16 protein-coding genes and 1 tRNA gene are annotated in these 18019 nt (G+C 51.7%); 1 reads left to right on the forward strand and 16 read right to left on the reverse strand.

Going from position 1 to position 18019, the window contains the following annotated elements:
- Positions 1–303 precede the first annotated feature (303 nt).
- The 16 genes from KZ771_RS07135 to KZ771_RS07210 all read right to left on the reverse strand — a co-directional run bounded on the left by KZ771_RS07135 (position 304) and on the right by KZ771_RS07210 (position 17014).
- Entirely contained in the window at positions 304–1248 is a 945-nt protein-coding gene (locus tag KZ771_RS07135) for a CorA family divalent cation transporter (RefSeq protein ID WP_133539014.1), read from the reverse strand.
- Between the two features lie 2 nt (positions 1249–1250).
- On the reverse strand, positions 1251–1718 hold the full coding sequence (bfr, locus tag KZ771_RS07140) for a bacterioferritin (protein WP_290654777.1): 468 nt from the start codon (positions 1716–1718) through the stop codon (positions 1251–1253).
- A 1-nt stretch (position 1719) separates the two neighbouring features.
- Entirely contained in the window at positions 1720–2196 is a 477-nt protein-coding gene (gene bfr / locus KZ771_RS07145) for a bacterioferritin (protein WP_133539012.1), read from the reverse strand.
- Between the two features lie 40 nt (positions 2197–2236).
- Complete coding sequence (locus tag KZ771_RS07150; RefSeq protein WP_290570112.1) at positions 2237–2473, reverse strand: (2Fe-2S)-binding protein; 237 nt, start codon at positions 2471–2473, stop codon at positions 2237–2239.
- A gap of 124 nt (positions 2474–2597) precedes the next feature.
- On the reverse strand, positions 2598–3575 hold the full coding sequence (locus KZ771_RS07155) for a calcium/sodium antiporter (RefSeq protein ID WP_133540132.1): 978 nt from the start codon (positions 3573–3575) through the stop codon (positions 2598–2600).
- 74 nt (positions 3576–3649) lie between these two features.
- The gene (locus KZ771_RS07160; RefSeq protein WP_290654778.1) at positions 3650–5536 is read right to left on the reverse strand and encodes an acetate--CoA ligase; all 1887 of its coding nucleotides are present in this window, start codon (positions 5534–5536) and stop codon (positions 3650–3652) included.
- Between the two features lie 107 nt (positions 5537–5643).
- Positions 5644–6936, reverse strand: coding sequence for a ribonuclease J (locus tag KZ771_RS07165; RefSeq protein ID WP_290654822.1), 1293 nt, complete (start codon positions 6934–6936; stop codon positions 5644–5646).
- A gap of 201 nt (positions 6937–7137) precedes the next feature.
- Positions 7138–7668 (reverse strand): transposase, encoded by a 531-nt coding sequence (locus KZ771_RS07170; RefSeq protein WP_290654779.1) that lies wholly within the window; start codon positions 7666–7668, stop codon positions 7138–7140.
- Positions 7669–7911: 243 nt separating this feature from the next.
- A tRNA-Ser gene (locus tag KZ771_RS07175) sits at positions 7912–7999 on the reverse strand.
- Between the two features lie 78 nt (positions 8000–8077).
- Positions 8078–9709 (reverse strand): methyl-accepting chemotaxis protein, encoded by a 1632-nt coding sequence (locus KZ771_RS07180; RefSeq protein WP_290654780.1) that lies wholly within the window; start codon positions 9707–9709, stop codon positions 8078–8080.
- Between the two features lie 88 nt (positions 9710–9797).
- On the reverse strand, positions 9798–10859 hold the full coding sequence (locus tag KZ771_RS07185; protein WP_290654781.1) for an MBL fold metallo-hydrolase: 1062 nt from the start codon (positions 10857–10859) through the stop codon (positions 9798–9800).
- The gene (locus KZ771_RS07190; RefSeq protein ID WP_133540137.1) at positions 10810–11469 is read right to left on the reverse strand and encodes a type 1 glutamine amidotransferase; all 660 of its coding nucleotides are present in this window, start codon (positions 11467–11469) and stop codon (positions 10810–10812) included. Before KZ771_RS07190 ends, KZ771_RS07185 begins: the two co-directional genes overlap by 50 nt.
- Entirely contained in the window at positions 11442–12461 is a 1020-nt protein-coding gene (locus tag KZ771_RS07195; RefSeq protein WP_290654782.1) for an amidoligase family protein, read from the reverse strand. The genes KZ771_RS07190 and KZ771_RS07195 overlap by 28 nt, the downstream gene beginning before the upstream one ends.
- A complete protein-coding gene (locus tag KZ771_RS07200) occupies positions 12439–13839 on the reverse strand; it encodes a M28 family metallopeptidase (protein WP_290654783.1) in 1401 nt (466 codons plus the stop codon). The genes KZ771_RS07195 and KZ771_RS07200 overlap by 23 nt, the downstream gene beginning before the upstream one ends.
- Before the next feature lie 190 nt (positions 13840–14029).
- Positions 14030–15943: a hypothetical protein gene (locus KZ771_RS07205; protein ID WP_290654784.1), complete on the reverse strand. Its 1914-nt coding sequence runs from the start codon at positions 15941–15943 to the stop codon at positions 14030–14032.
- A 234-nt stretch (positions 15944–16177) separates the two neighbouring features.
- On the reverse strand, positions 16178–17014 hold the full coding sequence (locus tag KZ771_RS07210) for an SDR family oxidoreductase (protein WP_290654785.1): 837 nt from the start codon (positions 17012–17014) through the stop codon (positions 16178–16180).
- Between the two features lie 502 nt (positions 17015–17516).
- Between KZ771_RS07210 and KZ771_RS07215 the strand changes: the two genes are divergently transcribed.
- Positions 17517–17996 (forward strand): hypothetical protein, encoded by a 480-nt coding sequence (locus KZ771_RS07215; protein ID WP_290654786.1) that lies wholly within the window; start codon positions 17517–17519, stop codon positions 17994–17996.
- Positions 17997–18019: the final 23 nt, after the last annotated feature.

Genomic DNA, 18019 nt, shown 5'->3' on the forward strand with positions numbered 1-18019 from the left:
ATCCCCCGAATTCAACGCCAACACGCTAAAAATGGAAATATGCTCGCGACGCAGAGGAGCCTTTGCAGCTCGTAAGTACCCGCCGGTTTAGCGACCGTAGGGAGCGCAACGGCGGGGGCGGACCAGAACCCGCCGCCGAAAGCCGGCATAAATCCCCCCGAATTCAACGCCAACACGCTAAAAATGGAAATATGCTCGCGATATAGAGGAGCCTTTGCAGCTCGTAAGTACCCGCCGGTTTAGCGACCGCAGGGAGCGTAACGGCGGGGCGGAGGCTCCCTCCCCCGGAGAGTCAGCTAAAAGCTACCAAAATCGCAGCCGCCGCAACAACAAAAACTCAATAACCGCGATGACGACTAAAGCATAGGTAAAAATCTCAAAAGCGTCTTCGTTTTCGACGCCCGGCATGCCGCCGATATTGATACCGAACACGCCGGTTAAAAAGCTTAATGGCAGGAATACCCCGGCGATCACCGATAGCCAATAGGTATTGCGGTTCATTTTTTCAGCCACCGCCTGCTGCAACAGTTCGCGTTGCATCCACAGCTGCTCCAGCATTAAATCAATCTGCTCAAGCAGACGTTGGGTGGTATCACGCTCGTTCAACAGCCACTGATGCATTTCATTATCCATGCTCCGTTCACTTTCTGTAGTGAACTTATCTAACGCCGCCAGCTGCGGTCGCACAAAGCGGTTAAGACGCAACAACCGCCGGTGCAATTTGCTAATTTCCTGCTGCTGCACAGCCGTATTGTCGTAACCTCCCGCCTCCATATCCTCGATTTTTACCTCGACCGCATCAATCACATCCTCGATGCGCAGGTTAAGCTGCTCGACCAAGTGCACCAAAAAATCATTCAGATCATCCGGCCCGTCCTGCTTTTCGAGGCTTTCACGGATATGAGTAATGGCCTTAAACGGCCGCTTACGGAAGGTATAAATCACGCCTTTGTAGGATAAAATGCGCAGGCTCAACATGTCTTCCGGCGCGGCGCCCTGATTCAGGTTCACGCCACGCAACAACAACACAAAACCTTCTTTTAAGCGCTGAAAGCGCGGGCGCGTGTCTTCTTCAGTCATCGCATCAATCAACGGCTCCGGAATGTCGGCCTGTTTAAGCCAATCCTCAAGCCCGTCGGTATCCCGCTCCAGGTGATACCAACAACCAACAACCGGCTTACCGGTTAGGTCCGTAACCCGACTCGCCGGCTGCTGGTTAAAATCCCACGCATCGATAATAAAGGCCATGCTTATTTCATACTCTGTAGGTAAATCTCCTCACCCAGTTTATCCATCAGGCCTAACTGGATCCGCAACCAATACGCGTGATCTTCTTCGGTATCACGTAAAATGCCGATCAGCATGTCACGGGTCACGTAATCACGAACTTCTTCGCAATACTGAATTACCTCACGTAAGGTGTTGGCGTTGTTATATTCCAGTTGCAGATCGTTTTCCAGCATTTCCCGCACGTTATGACCAATATTGTGCTTTTCGCGGGTGGTCATATCCGGCTCACCCTCTAAAAACAGGATGCGGCGGATCAACAAGTCGGCATGCCCGCGCTCGTCATCAATCTCGTGGTTAATGCGCTCATATAGCTTCATCAACCCGAAATCTTCGTATTGGCGCGAGTGCGAGGTGTACTGATCAATCGAGGTCAGTTCGAAAGCCAGCAGACGGTTTAATTGCTCTACAACATTGTTATCTGCCTTCATACTACTCCCCTTTTTCTACCTGCGATTGTAAGTAAAGTTCGTTGCCCAGACGTGACATTAGGTCGATTTGCGTTTCCAGCCAATCGAGGTGTTCTTCCTGGCTGTCGAGAATGTGGTTCAGCATATCGCGGCTGACGTAATCCTGGTGCTCTTCGCACACCTTAACCGCATCGCGAATCGCATTAACATCCTGAAACTGAACTTTGTGGTCCAGCTCAATCATCTCGCGCGGATCTTCGCCAATGTAGAGTTTACCGAGCTCTTGCAGATTCGGCATGCCTTCCAGGAATAAAGTGCGTTCGATAATGTCATCAGCGTGCTTCATCTCGTTGATGGACGCTTTGTAGATCATTTTATTGAGGTTTTCGAAGCCCCAGTTTTGATACATGCGGGCATGCAAAAAATACTGGTTAATGGCGGTTAATTTGAGGGTCAGCACCTTGTTCAGCTGCTGAATAACTTTTGCATCACCTTTCATCAGGGTGCACTCCTTAAGCTATTTCGTGTATGAAATTAACTTAAGTGTAGCACACCGATCCAGGAATTTTAGCGGCAAAGGCAAGGTCTTTCGCAGTTTCGGTAGAGCGCTCGGCCAGTGCCTCATTGAGGGTTTCTTTCGCGCACTGCTTGCAGCACCCGCACTGCGATGCCACACCATATTGCTGACGCAGGTCGCGCATGGAATCAACATCACCACACGCCACCGCCTTCTTGATGGTTTTATCGGTTACGCCTTTGCATAAACAAACATACATTCGCAATCACCTCTCTAGCTAAAGCCAGATTAGCGCAAATGCGAACAATTTGCAATAGTGCTTGGAAAAGCTGTAGGTCGTGCCTTTGGCACGACTCGTGCTGCCCTTGCGCCAAAGGCGCAAGTTACAGCGCCGGTGCAAATCCCGTAGAGACCAGATAGATACAATAGGCGATGTACATGGCCAAAAATGAAATACCATGAATCCGGTTGATGCGGCCGATGCGGTTGATGCGCAGCGAGAACAACAATAGCAGCAGCGTCAGCGCGGCCATGGTTACCCAGTCACGGTAAAGCACCAAAGGCTCTAACGAAATCGGATGGATGGTGCCGGCGATACCCACAACCGCCAGGGTATTAAACATATTCGAGCCAATCACGTTACCCAGCGCCAAATCATGTTCGTTTTTGCGCACGGCGGCAATCGCTGAAGCCAGTTCCGGCAGTGACGTACCGATAGCCACTACCGTCAGGCCGATAACCAAGTCACTGACGCCCAGCGCCTGCGAAATATTCACCGCGCCCCACACCAGCGCCCGCGAACTCAACACCAGAAACACCAAGCCAACCAGCAGCCAAATCACCGCCGGCTTCATCGCCATCGGATGCGAATCAATCTCCTGGGTAAATTCGGCCGCTAACGTATTCTGCTTGCCTTTAGCACCCAAATACACCGACCAGCCCATGTAGACGGCAAAAATTGCCAACAACAACCAGGCCTCAAGCTCGGTAATATTAAAGTCCCAAAGTAGTGCCGCAGAAAATAACGTAATAAGGATTAATACCGGCATTTCGCGTTTGATCACGCCGGATTGCACCGTGATCGGCGCAAGTACCGCGGTTAAACCCAATACCAGCGCAATATTGGTAATGTTAGAACCGTAGGCGTTACCCAGCGCCAGCGCCGGGCTGCCATCTAACGAGGCCAATGCAGAAACCACCATTTCAGGTGCAGAAGTACCAAAACCAATAATGACCATACCGATGATCAACGGTGGCATACCCAGATGCCTTGCAACCGCGGCCGAGCCATCAACAAAACGATCGGCACTCCAAACTAATACCGCTAAACCAACGATGACCGCTACAATCGACAACGCCATTAATAACCCTTTGAATTTGGTTTAATTTAATGGCGTCATTTTAGCGCGTTAAACGCAAAGTTACACTATTTGCTTTACCCTTGCTGCTCGGCAATGCTCTGCTGTATCGCCTCGATGCTGTTCGGATCATCAATGGTCGACGGAATCGCCACATCCTCGCGTTGCAATAACTGCCGAATAAGCCGGCGCAAAATCTTACCGGAACGCGTTTTCGGCAATTTTGGCACCACGTACAAGGTTTTTAAGCACGCAATCGCGCCAATTTCGTTGCGAATGGTTTGCACTAACTCGGCTTGCAACTGTGCCGGATCCACATCCACGTCATTTTTTAAAATAACCAAACCAATGGGCAGCTCGCCCTTCAAATCATCCGGCGTACCCACCACCGCACACTCGGCAACAGCCGGGTGCGCAGCAAGGATTTCTTCCATTTCGCCGGTCGACAAGCGGTGCCCGGCAACGTTAATCACGTCGTCGGTACGGCCCATGATAAACACGTACCCCTCGTCATCAATATAGCCGCCGTCGCCACTACAATAATAACCGGGAAACGCCTTCAAATAGCTATCGTGTAACCGTTGTTCGTCGCCCCAAACCGTCGGTAAACAGCCCGGCGGCAATGGCAAGCGCACACAAATCGAGCCTTCTTCGCCGGCCGCTACCGGTTTACCCATGGTATCCAGCACCGCAATTTCATAGCCCGGTACCTGCAGGCTCGATGAGCCCGGTTTAACCGGCGTTGCACCAACGCCTACCGGGTTCGCACACATGGGCCAGCCAGACTCGGTCTGCCACCAGTGATCATACACCGGCCGTCCGGTTACCTCGGTGGTCCACTCGTAAGTTGCCGGGTCTAAACGCTCGCCGGCCATATAAATGCGTTGCAGCGAACTGAGGTCATATTTTTTAAGGTATTCCGCGTGCGGATCTTCTTTTTTAATCGCCCGAAAAGCCGTCGGGGCCGAGAATACCGCAGTGGCTTTGTGCTGCTCTATAACCCGCCAAAATGCTCCTGCATCAGGGGTATTCACCGGCTTACCCTCGTACAAAATGCTGGTACAGCCAAAAATTAGCGGCCCATAAACAATATAAGAATGGCCAACCACCCAGCCAACGTCCGACGCGGTGAAGAACACCTCACCCGGTTGCAGTCCGTACACATAGTTCATAGAAAAATTCAGCGCCACCGCATAACCACCGTGGTCGCGTACCACGCCCTTTGGTCGTCCGGTGGTGCCCGAGGTATACAAAATATACAGCGGGTGCGTCGCCGCTACCGGCACCGCATCAACCGGCTGAGCGGTTTGCATTAACTGCTGCCAGTCATGGTCGCGACCGTCTTGTAATTCGGCAGTTTCTTGCTCACGTTGGAAGACAATCACGTTTTTTGGCGGCTTTTCGGCTTCTTTCAGCGCTTTATCCACGATAGGTTTATAGGCCAGCGTCTTTTTACCTTCGATACCGCACGACGCGGTTAGCAACAGGGCAGGCTCGGCATCGTCAATGCGAATGGCCAACTCGTGCGCGGCAAAACCGCCAAATACCACTGAATGAATCGCGCCAACGCGGGCGCACGCCAGCATCGCAATCGCCGCCTGGGGTATCATAGGCATGTAGATAATGACGCGGTCGCCCTTTTCTACCCCCATCGACTGTATAACGCCGGCAAACTTCGCCACTTCGTCTTTCAGTTCGTTAAAGGTATATTTTTGCAGGCTTCCGGTAACCGGCGAGTCATAAATCAACGCATCCTGATCGCCACGACCGGCATTAATCTGCGCATCCAGAGCCAAATAACTGGCGTTGATTTCACCATCCGGGAACCAGTCCGCCAGTCCGTTCTTTTTAACAGCCGCACCTATAGTCGGCTGCTTAAACCATTCCAGCCGCTTGGCCTGCTCCAGCCAAAAGCCTTCAGGATCCTGCTGCGCTTCGGTATAAATCTCGTGATAAGCCTGCATACTGCTACCTCAAATCCATTTTTTAACATCTTGATAACAGCATAGGCTGTGGCAGGAAATATGGAATTCGACCTTGGTCGCATCATTGTGTAAAAACGCCGAGGTTGCTAGCTACGTGCGATAGGAAAGCGACCGGTGGATACGGCCTTACGGCGGATACTCGGGATAGGCGCAATGCGGAACAAATCGCCATTGACACCTGTCAGGGTTCGTTTAATGCCGATTTCGCGAGCAATCTCGGCGTGACGTTTTAAGTGTTCCGGCTCGCCATGGGTGGGGATAACCAGCGCCGGGGTAAGCCAACGGTAAAGTTGCTTAAGCTCTTCCTGGTTAGGGTGACCAGAGGCGTGGATAGGCAACTCAGTGTCATGCTTCTGGATAACCGCGATACCACGGGCACTGAATTTTTTCTTCATCGTGTCGATTGGCGCTTCATTGCCCGGAATCACCATCGCGCTCAAGATGACGGTATCGCCTTTATCCATCGCCAACATTGGATGGGAGTCGTCCGCTAAACGCGATAGCGCAGCACGCGGCTCACCCTGACAACCGGTAGCCACCACCATCACTTCGTGCGGCGGCAGATAGCCGACGTGCTGGTGCGTGATAAGCTCTAAATCATCCGGCCACAGGCCAAACGCTCTGGCGGTGGCAACGTGCCGCTCTAACGAGCGACCAAACACCGCCATGCGCCGACCGGCGCGCTCAGCCACTTTAGCCAGTGTAACCAGGCGGGCAATATTGCTACTGAAACAACCGACCACCACGCGCCCTTCGCAGCGTTTGGTTTCTGCCAGCAGTCCCTCAAAACATTCTGCTTCTGACACCGACCAACCCGGTTTTAATGCATTGGTAGAGTCACCAACGACCGCATCAATGGGGATATTCGCCAGCTGTTGCAACGCGCTGGCATCAATCGGCGCACCAATCACCGGGTCACGATCAATTTTCCAGTCGCCGGTATGTACGACACGGGCAGCGGGAGTTTCCAGTAAAATGCCATAAGGATCGGGTAATGAATGGGTCAACCGGATCCAGGTGGCCTGAAAAGCGCCAATGGTGACAGTTTCGCCGTCGTTAACTTCAATTATCGGCACTTTATCGGCAAAATTGGTATAACTGAGCTTTCGCCGTAACACCGCCGCGGTATAGGGCGTGGTATAAATAGGGCACTTCAGCCGTGGCCATAAATCTTCAACCGCACCAATATGGTCCTCATGCGCATGAGTGATAATCAACCCAGCCAGTAAATCGAGATTGTCGGTGATAAATTTTGGATCAGGCGCCACCACCTCGTGTTTTGCGGCACCGACATCGTCCGGATTGAGCGGTTCGTCAAACGACACCCCGCAATCGACCATCAGCCACTGCCCCGCGTGCCCGTAAAGGTTCATGTTCATACCGATTTCACCGGTACCACCGAGCGGCAGAAACCAAAAATCACTGCTGGCAGGAACCACCTGACCTCCATTACCCATTAAAACCATAGTGTCTCATATACGTCGCAACGCGGGCAAAACGATTAACATGATTAAGAACCAAAGATTTAACCACGGAGGGCACGGAGCCCACGGAGAAAAAATATTTTATGCCCAAAACATTTATTGCCCCACCAAATTCCGCCATGCCGGCGGATATCGGCCTTTGGCGATAAATTCGTGCAGTGTTGAATACGGCCATTCCCAGGGCCGATTAGCGTAGCCATGCTTTACCGGATTATAAACGCAATATTTAATACAGCGCTGATAATCGGCTTGGTCAGCAATCCAATGCTCATAGAATCCCTTATGCCACAAGCTCCCCCGCTTCGCTCTTCGACGCTGCTTAAATTTATCATTCAAATTATACTTTTTAGATGAATATTTCGGTAACGCACGCGTCATATGGCTTTTAAAACATGCAATAAATCGACCCAGTTCAATATGATGGGTTCGAATAACAAAATGCATATGGTCCGGCATCACCACCCACGCATGAACCTCGAGCGGATATTTGTCCCGCGCACGCTTCAACGCACACCGAAACGCTGCAAGAACATCAGGCTCTATAAGAACAGGCTCACGCTGGTAGGTATTCATGGTGACGAAATACATACCCGCGGGATAATATTTTTGGAGTTTCCATTTTTTCATCCCCCAATTGAAAATCAAGAAAGCGAAAATTGCCGGGGATATCGGATTAAAATCGACATCGAAATATCGGATATCGCGGAAGGGTTTTTAGGGGGCGGGGTTGAATTCGGGATGGGATTTAAGGGAGATCGGGGAAGCGGCGGGGGCAAAACCCGCCGTCGCCTGCGAGCCCCATCGAAGCCTCCAAAGCCATAGCCTGCAGAAACAAAAAAACCGCCTCAAGGGCGGTTCTTTCTTATATATTGGCGGAGAGAGAGGGATTCGAACCCTCGATAGCTTGCGCTATACACACTTTCCAGGCGTGCTCCTTCAGCCACTCGGACACCTCTCCGGAACGGCCGCTATACTAGGGGTTTTAGCCGGTTAGTTCAAGTCATTTTGCGCTAACAGGCTAAAACTCATACATCTTTTACGACACCCGGAAGCGGCGCACCTGGCCACTTAAGCGCTTGGCCAGCTCATTTAGCTCGCGGCTGGATGAGCTAACTTGCTCAGAACCCGCAGCCGACTGCTCAGTCGCCTGGGTAATACTATGGAAGTTTTCGTTAATTTCATCCGCTACCGAGCTTTGTTCTTCCGCCGCGGTGGCGATTTGCGCATTCATATCAGTCATGCGTTTGACGGCTTCGTTGACGGTCTGCAACGACTGCCCTGCCCGACGCGCCTGCTCCACACTATCCGACGCCTGTTGCTGGCCGCGTTCCATTACCGACACTGCATCACTCGCACTGGTTTTCATGGTGCCAATAACCGTCTGGATGCTCTTCGTCGACTCCTGGGTACGATTCGCCAACGCGCGAACTTCATCAGCTACTACCGAGAACCCACGGCCATGCTCACCCGCACGAGCCGCCTCAATGGCCGCATTCAATGCCAATAAATTAGTCTGGTCAGCAATCCCCTCGATAACCTCAAGCACTTTATTAATCTCTTCGGTATTATCACTCAGCTGCGTAATCACCGCGGCGGCATTCTCTACTTCATGCGCCAACGATTCAATCGAGCGAATGGTCGAATCGACTTCGGCACTGCCCTGCTGGGTTTCACGATCGGTCTCGTCAGCCAACTGTGCCGCTTCGTTAGTATGGCGGGCTACTTCACTCACCGTTTGCGACATTTGGTTAATTGCCGCAGCACCCTGAGTGGTTTCGTCCTGTTGTTTAATCACCAGCTGCGAATTATTGTCCGCGGTCTCTGACAACTCGCCGGATGAATTTAACAAGGTATCAGACGACTCAGACACTTCTTTAACCAACCGCTGCAGCTGACGAACCATGCGGTTCACCTGCTCCATCATCGAGCCTTCATACTTAGAGTGAGTCGATACCGTCAAATCACCATCAGCAATGCGCTCCAGCACTTCCACCGCCTCTTCAGGCTCGCCACCAATGGTATGCGTTAAGCGGCGCACAATAAAATAACTCACTACCGCACCGGCAATAATCGCAAACGCCGTAACAATCCACATTAATGTCGTGAAGTTATTACTATCTTCCAATACCGAGTCGACACCATCTGCAATTGACGCCTCTTCGTAATCAATAAAGTCATTAATCCGATTAAGCCACTCAGCATAGGCCGGCGATAAGTCCGTCAATACATAATCCTGCGCTTGCTGACGTTGCCCTGCGGCCAACAGCCGTTCAACTTCAACCGCCGTCGCCAACGCCCGCTGCTGAATCTCATCAATTCGCGCCAACAATTCTTTTTCGCGGCTATTCACATACTGAGGATTACTAATAACCGAATCCATACCCTGTTCAGCATCATCATAGGCCGCCGCTAATTCTTCTATTAACGCCCGAAATTCATCCCGCTCGGCGGCACTTTCGGTTAGCACTAAATCACGCAGGGCAATAGCGCGGTCATGCACTGAGCCGCGATAATTAATCGCATAGCGTTGTTTTTCGCTGCCGACTTCGTTAACCCGGGTCAGGGTTTTATTAATTTCGTCGACCTGGTAGGTTCCAATCACCGTAGTGGCGACTAACAACAATATAATGAAGGCAAAACCCGCATAAAGACGGTTGGCAATCGTCATCAATAACTCCAAATTGATTGATTATTCTATTTTAACGAAGAGTTTTACCCATTTAATGCAGGTTTAGATCAAAAATATTCGAAAAAACCTAAAACTGTTGGGTTTCGCCAACTGCCATTATCTGAAATTCCTGCTCAGACAGACCCGCCTGCTCGCGCGCCGCCGCAATATCATCCAAGGTTCTCTGAATGCCTTCCGCGGCTAACTGGAACGCTCCCCAATGCATGGTCACGCTTTGTTTTGCACCAATATCACGGTGAATCAAGGTCGCCTGATAGGGGTCAACATGGGGCATTTCCATAAACCAGCGCGGTAAATAGGCGCCGACCGGATTTAAAGCCAAATCGACCGGCGCAAAGCGCTCGCCAATTTCCTTAAACTGCACCTCGTTATAGCCGGTATCACCGCCAAACCACACCCGCCAGTCGCCAATATCAATCACATAACTGGCCCATAAGGTCTCAAACCGATCCCACAACGACCGTCCCGACCAGTGCTGACTCGGCGTTGCATAAACAGACAAATCACCGCTAGCCAGCGAAGCACTCTGCCACCAATCCAGTTCAGTCACCTGCGACTCAGCAATACCCAGCTCAACAAACCATGATTTTAACTTTAACGGTACGTAATAATGCACATCCGGGCCCAACGCCAAAATGCTGGCTTCATCCAGGTGATCATAGTGATCATGCGAAATAACCACCGCATCAATCGGCGGCAACTCGTCCAGTGATAATGGCAGTTCAGTTAACCGCGATGGGCCGGCAAAACTAACCGGCGACGCGCGCTCACTAAAAATCGGGTCGGTCAGCACATTCATGCCCTGGTATTGCAGCAAAAACGTCGAATGCCCCACCCAGGTAACGATCCGCTCGTCCGGGTCCGGCGACTGAATCGCTGCTAAATCCGGCTCGGCCACAGGGATTAAATGCGCCTGCTCGGCCTGATCCTTCCACTCCACGTCACCAAACCAGCGCATATACCAGTAATCAAAAAAACCGGTATCTTTTTCGGCGCCATGCAAGTTTTTAAAACCCTCGGCAGTGTGCCAGGGCTTGGTGGGCTGATAAGAAGGGCTGGAACAACTGACTAAAACTAAACTAACGGCAATCCAACAACCAGCGAAAAAGCCGTAACTGACTCGGGACATAAAACAAATACTCCGGATGCCACTGAACTCCAATCACGTCTCGCTGTGTATGCTCCGACGCCTGAATAAAACCGTCAAGATCCCAACCCACGGCGCGCATGTCCGTGCCGGTGCGCGAGACAATCTGCGAATGCAGGCTGTTAACCCGCAGCCGTTGCTTGCGGCATACCGCAGCAATACAAGAATCATCAGCTAAACGCACCTGCTTGGTCGGCAACAATCCGGGACGGTTATAGGTCAATTTACGTAACTCGCGGATGTTTTGGTTCAGCGCCCCGCCTAAAACCACGTTAATTAACTGCGAGCCACGGCAAATGCCCAGTAGCGGCCGATTATGCTCCAGCGCCCAGCGGATCCAGCTAATTTCCAAATCATCGCGATCCGGATCGTACTCGCCATCGGGTTCCGGCTGCTGCTCATAATGCGACGGGCTTATATCATCACCGCCGCCAATAATCACCGCATCAATAGCATCAGGCGACACCTGATGCCGCACACTTACCCGCAGCGGGCAAGCGCCAAGCAAGCGCAGCGCCAGCCAGGTACACCACCACGACGGCGACCAGCGCCGTGCATTACCGGTTACCACCACCCGCGGTCGACTAGCCATGCCTGCATTCTCCGCTTCCAATCGCTCTCGCTCACGCCCATCAATGGACGGCTTAACGCTAAAAACTCATCGCGCCAATACGCCAATGCCTTACCATCATTGGCCAACTGCTCAATCACCCACCAGCCCTTCCAGCTCTCGGTTAAGTTCCAGTCCGGTCGCTCGACGTGGCAATTAGGCAACCGAAAATGAAAGGTCGGCCGCGACTTTATTTTGTCATCGCCAACCGCTTTATAAACCCGGTCCGGGTCGATATGCGCAAACAGCGGCAGCATATCCAGCGCACGGTTCCGCGACGCGTTGTGCTCCAGGTAATCGCTAATCAATAACGGCATGGCTACCGATTCGTGCGACAACAACACACGTAAATAACTCTCAGGGTATTTATCGATGTAAGGACTAACTTTGCGGGTGGTATCCACTTGCAGCGCGTCAAACAGCCACCACTGCAATAAACCGTAGGCCTGCAGATAACGATGAATCACTTCGGCCGAAATCGACTCGTCATCGTCACCATTATCAGCCATAGGCACGGATGCATTCACATGCACGCCATAAGCCGCAATCCAGCTTTCGTCGGTGCCGCGCGCGCCGGCGTCGCGCAACGCATCCACCAGCGGTAGTAACTGCTCACATTGCGTCAGCGTCAACGGCGGGCAGACCACCTCCATCGGCACCACCTTTTCGGCCAGCTGCTGTAAATCCTGCAACCAGGCTTTCTCGCCGGTTTCGCTCTGTTCTTTGGCAAGTTTTTTCAGGTAACTCCAGTCCAGTTCGATCTGGAAATCGCCCAACTCAGAATGGGTTATCGTGCGTTCAGCAAGCGAAACGCGTTGGATGTGACCCTGCAGTTGATGCTGCAGGGTATCGAGGGTTTGCTGCACCGACAGCCCGGAAAACTCCAGCTCAAAGCCGACGGTGCAATCACGTTGTAGTGGTAAAAACTCGTTAGTGTTCTTTTCTGTAGAATTACTGATCGCCCTCTTCCTCAAAGTCTATCGAGAACTCGCCAGCCGGCCCGGGGAACACCACCGGACTTTCAAAGCCGTCTTCGCTGACACTGGCGACGCCAAAGATATAGTTATCAATAACGATGTTCTCTAGTGTGTATTCGGTCACATCGCCCACAAACCGGCTCCATTGCCATTGTGGTTCTGACGTCAAACGCCAATAAATCTTATAACCGGCAACATCTTCGCCCTGACTGGCGGCATCCCATTTAAGCGTTGTTGACGGCTGTACCGCACCTTCTATGTCAACGTTCTGAGGCGGCTCCGGCGCCCACGCCATACCAGCAAGCGAAACAGCATTAAGTGCGGTTAATTTAGCCGCGTAATCAAAATCGACGCCATCAATAGTATCGCCGTACTCGATACCGTTTTCGGTACGCAGATCCTGATGCTGACGGTAATAATTTTCGTTAGTCTCCATTATACGAACACCCGGGTAACCCAGATCATTAAACGGGCGGTGATGTCCGCCGCGACCAAAGCGGTCCAGCCGATACACGATCATGGTGTCCAGGTTAGGAATATAACGGTCAGCCATCAAATCCACATAGCGTGCGACGTTACGTGACGGTGAATCAACTTCGCCACCATAAAAGCGGCGCATGGTTGCTTCGCGGTCGGTCTCATCCATGCGCGTGCCCTCAGCAAAAATCCGCGCAGTCGTATTATTAATGACGCCGTTAATGCCCTCGATGTTACCGATCATGTCGTTGTTCAGCACCGCATGAATACGCCAGTTCTGCTCTTTTGCCTTCTCGGCCAGAATTTTACCGCCAAACAAACCCTGCTCTTCGCCGGCCAGCGCAGCGTATACAACTGAGCCATCAAATTCATACTGCGACAAAACACGCGCAGCTTCTAAGGTGCCGGCAACGCCCGAGGCATTGTCGTTAGCACCCGGCGCATCCGAGGTATAGTCCATCACGTCGCTAACCCGCGAATCGATATCGCCCGACATCAACACATAACGGCCCGGGTCCGTCTTACCGCGCTGAATCGCGATAACACTTTTAACTTCGGTCGCATCCGGGATGCGAGTTTCGCCTTCGATAATATCAGTAACGTACATGACTTCCAGGCAGCCACCACAGTCGGCGGAAATGCGTTTAAACTCTTCGTAGATCCAGCGCCGCGCAGCACCAATGCCGCGGGTATCTGATTCAGTTTCGGAAAGGGTATGGCGGGTGCCAAAAGAAACCAGCTTCTGGATGTCTTTTTCGATACGGTCCGCCTGCACAGCCGCCGCGATATCGTGCAGTTTTTGCTGGTCTTTATAAGTCAATGCTTGCTGCGCTGACGCCGTCGCCGGCAGGCTCAGCGACACCGTAGCCGCCACAACCAAGCTCTTCAAATAACGCATAATCAATCGCCTTCTTATTTATACAAGATGCATTTGATTATGCGTAGCTTGCGCTTGTAGCGCAAGTTCAACCATCGTCGTAGCTTGCGCTTTAAGCGCAAGTTACTTTAATGCATATCGACAACTTAGTTTTGTAATCGCAAGACAAACTACCCTGTGGTTGTGTCGTTTTACTAACACTTAATATTTCTTATAGGGCCAGGCGCAATAACGGGGCGGTGACGTCCTGGACGCCGATGACGCCGTCGATGGATTTGATTTGGCGCTCCAGGCTTTTGGCGCGGTGCGGCAGGTAGGTTTGTACGTAGTTGAGGTCGTCGCGGAAGGCACGGATGACCGGCCGTTTGCAACGGTACAGCTCAATATTTACAGCCAGTAATTTCTTCTCTTTGTAGAGCTTTTTCATATACAGGCTGGCTTCGTTAAAGCTGGTAAAATCGCTCAGCCAGCGGCCGTTTACCGTCGGCTCGGCCTGATTATCGCTTTGGCTGAGGCGCAGTAACAACGTCTTGGTATCGGCATGTTCAGCCGGGTCGATATATTTTAATCGCTTGAGAATTTCGTTTTCGATCTTTTTGCCGCCCAAAATATAATGACTGCGGCTTAGCCATAATTCCGGGTTCTGGAACCATCCCGGCAACCCCTGTTTGAACGGCATCAAAGCGGCTAAACCAATATCTTGTTGCTTAGCTTCGCGGTGTACAAACAGCGCATTGCACAGACCACATTTGGTGTATAACTGCGTTAACCGCGGATGCTCTTCTACCACTTTAGTGCCCTGCACGCCCTGTAAATGCAGTCGGTGAGGTTTTAGCACATTCAGTTTTAACTCTGACGCTTTAACCGTCTTCCAGTCCGGCAAATCGATGGCACTAACCAGGCCAACGAATAGTTTGTCCAGCCTGCTGTAGGTGACGCTCAGTACCAGCGCCTGCACCGTGTAGCCCGCGCGCTTGAGTCCGGCGAGTATGTTTTTAATCGCCGGCTGTTTGGCCAGCGCTACCGTCGGCACGGCATAATGGCGCTTTTCGCCCTTCACGTTAAGGGTTAAAAAGTAAAACGGCAGTTGCAGCCGGGTTTGTTCACTGTGGCCGCGTAGCTCGGCCAGTTTTAACCTTAACCAGCGTTGGTTAATTAACGCATTCAATAGCTGTGGCGTTTTCTTACAGCAGGAATCAATTAGCGCACTGTTGCTCTCGGTGGCAATGGCGTAAGCGGTCTTTTCCGGATTGCCGCTAAAGATAACCGGCACGCCCTGCTGGCTTTGCAGCCACTGGCTTTCGTGGCCTTTGGCGCGTACCGAGTGGATAACATGGTCGACATTCACCTTGTAACGGAATTTATAGCCGTTCAGCAGGCCGCGCAGCAGTTTATCCAGCGCATCGTCATCGGCTACGGCGTCACGGCGCAGGCGTAAATAGCTTTGTTTGTCTTTTTCGTGTGTGCCCAGCACCTGGTAGCTGTAGGGTTGGCTCTGATCAAAGACAAATTCTTTGGCCAGCCCCAGGTAAAAAATAGCGACTGTTTGGTGTAATAGTTTTTGCACCGGTGCGGTGGCGGGGAGTTTTAGCTGCACGCCCTGCAATGAAATGTCGACAGTCACGGCTTTTAGCTTAATGAGCTTGCCGTCTATGCGGCCTTTCACGACAACGTCGGTGACAAAATTCATGCGCTCTTCGCTGCGCCGGTAATAGCGCCCCAGCACAAAGCTACCCAGCTTACTCTGGCTGTCGGCCTCAATTTGCTTAGTGACGCGAGTCTGCTGTTGCTCGCGCATGTACTGCATGATGTTGCGGTAGGTTTCGTCAGTATAAACGCCGTTGTTGGCTTTTAGGCCGTCGGTAAAGATTTTTTGCGCTTCGGCGTTAAAAAAATGAGTACGCCCCTGGTATTCGTACATTGCAACCGGTCCGGGCACCTTGCGGCGCAGGTCGATGGCAGCGGTGCTGGGTTTGGTCAGCTCGTTCAGCTTAATTTTGAGCTGAAGCTTTTGCGGGCCGCTAAGGTGTGCTGTTTTCTCGGCAAACAGGCGCTCAAAACTGGCCGAATGCACCTTGTGCTTAAGCTCGTTAATTAATTTCTGTAACCCGAGTCCCCTGACCATTAAACCTCCCTGACGTTACCTCCATGTAACATGCGCTTAACATACTTCATAAATGGATGGTTCGCAATGGGGTCGGTTCTTTACGAGGACGAGCGCTAACCACGGAGAGCACGGAGGGCACGGAGAAAGCCTTTTAAATTTTAAACCTAAATTGTGTTTTACCCTTAAGATGTTTTCTCCGTGCTCTCCGTGTCCTCCGTGGTTAAATCTTTGGAACGTGCGTCAGGACGCACGCTACGGGTTAATCATTTCGGCGTAGCCGTGGCGGTAGGTGGGGTATTCGAGGGTAAAGCCGGTGTTGCGCACGCGGGTGTTGTTGCAGCGCTTGGAGCCTCGCGGGCCGGGGCCGGGTTCGACTTCGGACGATACCTCTACGCCCAATTGCCGTGCCAGCCATTGGTATACCTCGTATTGCATCACTGGCTCGTCATCACTGAGTAAATACGCATCGTTGCGCTTTTCGGAGTGTTCAATCACGAATGCGATAAAGCGGGCGACATCGTCCTGGTGTATACGGTTGGTCCAGCTCTCGCGCAAGGTGACTTTGCCGGCTTTTAACTGGCGTAGCATAAAGTCTCGTCCTGCACCATAAATGCCGCTACATCGTATAATCGTCGACGGTACCGGCAAGTCGCGTACCAAGGCTTCGGCCTGCAGCAACATGCGCCCCGAGTCCGATTCTGGCTCACAGGGCGAATCCTCGTCCACCCACTCACCATTTTGCTGGCCATACACCCCGGTGCTGGACACATAAATCACGTAGGGGGCATAGTCCAGGCCGCTAATCATCTGCTGCAAATGCCGACAAGGCACAACGTAACCGTTGCGGTAGCCTTCTAAATCGTAAGAGGACGGCGTCAGCGTCACCAGCACCGCACCGAATTCGTTGCCATGCAAGACCGCGCGCAGATCCTGCTCATTGCCCGCATCGGCAGCTATTAATTCGACCCCGTCTACAGGCGGCTTGTCATCCGGATGCCGGCAAACACCTACCACCGAATGCCCCGCCGCCACTAACCGCCGCGCCGCACGCTGCGCAATATCGCCATAACCAATTGATAATATTTTCATACGGCAGAATATAACACCATTCGATGGGGTTAGGGCAAGAGATATAACCGCAGAGGCGCGGAGGGCGCAGAGAAAACACTTATATTGTTAAAACACTATAACCACGGAGAACACGGAGAGCACGGAGAAAAGACTTTATAAATTAAAACCCCAATAAGCGAGTTTTTGGTTTTCCCCTTAAAAGGTTTTCTCCGTGTTCTCAGTGTCCTCCGTGGTTAGATGTTTAGGTTTTACCTTTAAAAAGGTTTTCTCTGCGTGCTCTGCGCCTCTGCGGTTATATCTTTGAAGGAATAGCGTGCGTAACCGATGAAACCATTTGTTGCTGTGTCTCAGCACCCACCACGGGACTCTATTCGGATCCCATTTTAAGCAGACTTTTTAGATTGAACTATGCTTATAAACCACATATTAAAAATATTGTCGGTTGACAATAAAAAGATAAAGGAGTATTTTTCCCAAGAAACGATAAAAGCAGTCGAAAAATGTCAGTGGCGGGGACAAAATGACGAAATACTATGAATTCAGCCTTCGGTTTGATGTCTCAAACTGTGGCAAAAATCAGGATCAAATTGACGATAGTTTGTTTGAGGCTGGCTGCGATGATGCGCTAGTCCGCCACGGTCGGGGCGGCGAGATTAATATCACCTTCGAACGCCAGTCATCAACGGCGCTTGATGCGATGCAAGATGCGCAAAAGCAGGTGCTTTTAGCGTTGCCGCAAGCAAAATTACTCGAAGTGAAACCGGACTTTGTCGGTCCGACGGATATCGCCCGTGTATATTCAATCACTCGACAGCGAGTTCAGGCTCTGGTTAATACAAAACTATCGCACGTTCATCCTTTCACTAGCGTCGGCAATACACAAATTTTTAGGCTGGCGAATGTTATCGACGCTTTAGATAGCCAAGGCCGTCACCACGCAGACGAGGCGATCCGCGAAGCCGCAACCGCTGCCATGCAGCTTAACCGGCAAAACCTATAGGCCGATTCCAATCGGAGTTTACC

Source organism: Idiomarina sp. (genome assembly GCF_019431395.1).
Lineage (GTDB): Bacteria > Pseudomonadota > Gammaproteobacteria > Enterobacterales > Alteromonadaceae > Idiomarina.